3 protein-coding genes and 1 pseudogene are annotated in these 3544 nt (G+C 78.5%); all 4 read left to right on the top strand.

Translation table 11 applies throughout. From position 1 onward, the window contains the following. Positions 1–257 precede the first annotated feature (257 nt). Positions 258–1367: a hypothetical protein gene (locus tag BJF88_RS16315; protein ID WP_139316117.1), complete on the top strand. Its 1110-nt coding sequence runs from the start codon at positions 258–260 to the stop codon at positions 1365–1367. Positions 1368–1585: 218 nt separating this feature from the next. Continuing rightward, positions 1586–1822 (top strand): annotated as a pseudogene (locus BJF88_RS23930) (inositol-3-phosphate synthase); the annotation flags it as partial. Positions 1823–1977: 155 nt separating this feature from the next. Next, the gene (locus BJF88_RS23925; protein WP_369824659.1) at positions 1978–2808 is read left to right on the top strand and encodes an inositol-3-phosphate synthase; all 831 of its coding nucleotides are present in this window, start codon (positions 1978–1980) and stop codon (positions 2806–2808) included. Between the two features lie 52 nt (positions 2809–2860). Beyond that, on the top strand, positions 2861–3544 hold a 684-nt coding region (locus tag BJF88_RS16305; RefSeq protein ID WP_255372113.1), incomplete at its 3' end, for an SCO3242 family prenyltransferase.

The raw sequence follows: 3544 nt of genomic DNA, 5'->3' as shown, positions 1-3544 counted from the left end.
CCGCGACCGCGTGCCCGAGGCGTTCGGCGCAGCGGGCTCCTCCGCGGTCCCCCCGGTGCCCCCGGTGCCGGACGAGCTCGCCGTGCGCCGGAACCGGCGGCGCCGGGCGCCGCTGCAGGTCGCCGCGGCGGTCGCCGGCGCCTGGTCGTGGGTGCGGGGGCTACGCGATCGGCGCGGGGGGCGGTGGGCTCGGGGGCGGCGGCGGCGACGTCGTCGCCACGACGGCGCTCGCGCCGCTCGAGCTCGGCACGACGACGATGCCGGGGAGCGCCGGGGCCGAGGTGCAGGAGGACTCGGCGGCCGGGGCCGGCGTCCTGCCCGCGCCGGGAGCGGCCGACACGCGCGCGTCCACCTCGATGCCGTACCCGGGGTTCGGGGCCGGCCGCACGGTCTTCCACCAGGACGGGCTGTCCGCCGAGGGCGGCGCCGCCGAGGCGTGGGCGTACGACGCCGCGGGCGTCTTCTCCTCGCAGACGGCGCGTCGCGTCGCCGACGTCCTGGGCGTGGGCGGCGGCGTGCGCGAGGAGTTCGGCGCGTACGTCGTGGGGGAGCGCGACGGCTCGGGGGCGAGCGTCTCGCTCCAGCCCGACGGCCTCGCGAGCGTGTCCTTCCACGACCCGGCGAAGGACCCGTGGCGCTGCGTCGTCGTGCAGCCCGCGCCGGCGCCGGACGACGCGGCCTCCTCGGGCGACGGTGCGAGCGCGGACGTGGCGCCGGCCGAGCCCGGCGCGTGCGCCGACACCGACCACGGCGTCCCGCCGGGGCGCGACGCCGCGGTCGAGCGGCTGCGCGAGGTCATGGGCTCCCTCGGTCTCGACACCGGGGGGTACGAGTTCGTGCCGGAGGACCTGACGGCGGAGCAGGCCGCGCCGCGCGCCACGACGGTGACCGCGCACGAGGTCGTGCAGGGTCGGCGCACCGGCACGTCGTGGAACGCGACGTTCTCCGGCGCGGGGCTCGCGTCCCTCTACGGGACGCTCGCGCCGCGCGTCCCGCTCGGCACGTACGAGGTCGTGAGCCCGGCCGAGGCCGTCGAGCGCCTCGGCGACCCGCGGTTCGCGGGCGGAGGCCCGGTCCTGTGGGCGCGCGAGGACGCCACGGCCCAGGGCGTGCCCGAGATCGCCCCGGCGCCGGAGGAGCCGGTGGAGCCCACCGTCCCGCCGACGGTGCCCGAGGGCAGCGCGATCGCGTGGCCGGTGACCGACGTGACGATCACGGGGGCGCGCCTCGGGCTCGCGGTGCAGCACCAGCCCGACGGCGCCGCGGTGCTCGTCCCCGCGTACGAGCTGACCGCGGCCGACGGCGGCGTGTGGTCGGTGCTCGCCGTCGTCGACGACCGCCTCGACTTCGCCCCGGCGGCGCCCTGACCGGGGCGGACGCGCGGCTTTTGCCGCGTGTCCCGGCCGAGCGGCGCTGTGGCGCGACGCTTTTGATTGACCGCCGACAAAAGCGTGGTTAGGGTCACTGCAGGCCGTCGCCCCGGGCACCGTGACCGTGTCGTCGTGGCGCCGGCCTGGCGGTGGCACCGAGGCCATCGTCGCGACACTCGGCGCGCCAGGGCGCGCCGACGGGACGGGGAGCAACGATGCACCACAACGCCTCTGCACGGACCGGCCTCTGGCTGGTGGGAGCCCGCGGTTCGGTCGCGACCACCGCGACGCTGGGGCTCGCCGCGATCGCGCAGGGCCACGCCGACGCGACCGGCTGCGTCACCGCACAGGAGAGCTTCGCGTCCGCGCCCCTCCCCGCTTTCGCGGACCTCGTCGTGGGCGGGCACGACGTCACGGACGTGTCGATGGTCAAGCGCGCCGAGCTGCTCGTCGAGGCCGGGATGATCGCGCCGCACCTGCTCGCCGTCGCCCACGCCGCGCTCGAGCAGGCGGACGCCGACGTGCGGCGCGGCTACGACGCCGCGGCGGCCGCCCGGGGCGAGGGGGCGAGTCGCAGCAGGCCGCCGCCGAGCGCCTCGCGCGGGACATCACGGAGTTCCGCGACCGGCACGGCCTCGCGCGGGTCGTCGTCGTCGACCTCGCCTCGACCGAGCCCCTGCCCGAGCCCGTGCCCGAGTTCGCCGACCGCGCGCTGCTCGAGGCCGCGCTCGCCGACCCGGCGCGCGCCGTGCTCCCGCCCAGCTCGCTCACCGCGTACGCGGCGCTCCTCGCGGGCGCGCCGTACGCGGGGTTCACGCCCTCGGCCAGCATGTACCTGCCCGTGCTCGTCGACCTCGCCGCCGAGCGCGGCGTGCCCGTCGCCGGCCAGGACGGCAAGACCGGCCAGACGTGGCTGCGCACCGTGCTCGCGCCGGCGTTCGCGGCCCGCGGCCTGCGCGTGCTGTCGTGGGCGGGCACCAACCTCCTCGGCGGCGGCGACGGCGCCACGCTCGCCGACCCGGAGGCGGTGCGCAGCAAGCTCGCCTCGAAGACGCGCGGCCTGCACGACCTCACGGGCAGCGACGTCACCCCGCTGCACATCGACAACGTCCCCGACCTCGGCGACATCAAGGTCGCGTGGGACCACGTGCACGTCCAGGGCTTCCTCGGGTCGCGGCTGACGCTCCAGACCACGTGGTCCGCGTACGACTCGATGCTCGCGGCGCCCCTCGTCCTCGACCTCGGCCGTCTGCTCGCCCTCGCGGACGCCGCCGGCTACGCCGGTCCCGTGCCGCAGCTCGGCTTCTTCTTCAAGGACCCGTGGGGCAGCGACGTGCACGACGTCGCGTCGCAGACGCTCGCGCTCGCGGACTGGGTGCGCGAGGCCTCGGCGCGCGTCGCCGCGGCGACGGACCCGTCGGCGCGTCCCGCGCAGTGACCGTGCCCGCACCGACCTGCGCGACCACCTCGACCTGGTCCGCGCGCCGGCCGTGCTGTCCGTGCTCGGCGACACGCTCGCCGGGTCGGCGGCCGCCGGCCACCGGCTCACCCCGCGGCGTGCGCTGCTCCCCGTCGCGTCCGCGTGCCTGTACGCGGGCGGGATGGCGCTCAACGACTACGCCGACCGGCGGCTCGACGCCGTCGAACGGCCCGAGCGGCCCATCCCGTCCGGCCGGGTGTCGCCCGAGCGCGCGCTCGGCGTCGCGAGCGGGCTCACGCTCGCGGGCGTCGGGCTCGCCGCCGCCGGCGGGGGACGCCCGGCCCTCGCCGTGGCCGTGCCGCTCGCGGCGTGCGTGTGGACGTACGACACGGTCGCCAAGGAGAGCCCGGCCGGACCGGTCGTCATGGCGGCGTGCCGAGGCCTCGACGTCCTGCTCGGCGCCGCGGGCGGCCGGGTGCGCGCAGCCCTGCCCGCCGCGGCCGCGCTCACGGCCCACACCGCGGGCGTCACGGTGCTCTCGCGCGGCGAGGTGCACGGGACGACGTCGCGCGTCGCCGCCGCGGTGACGGGCGGCACGCTCGCGGTCGCCGGCACGGTCGTCGCGGGCGCGCTCCGGGCACCGCACGGGCGGCGGGCCCCTGGGACGCGTCGTCCGACGTCGCGACCGGTCGCCGCGCCGTCGTCGCGTCGTCCGACGTCGCGACCGTCGTCGCCGTCGTCGCGCGGGTCGCGG

The sequence above is a fragment of the Cellulosimicrobium sp. CUA-896 genome (genome assembly GCF_001942335.1).
Taxonomy (GTDB): Bacteria; Actinomycetota; Actinomycetes; order Actinomycetales; family Cellulomonadaceae; genus Cellulosimicrobium.
This window is presented reverse-complemented; position numbering and strand designations above follow the sequence as displayed.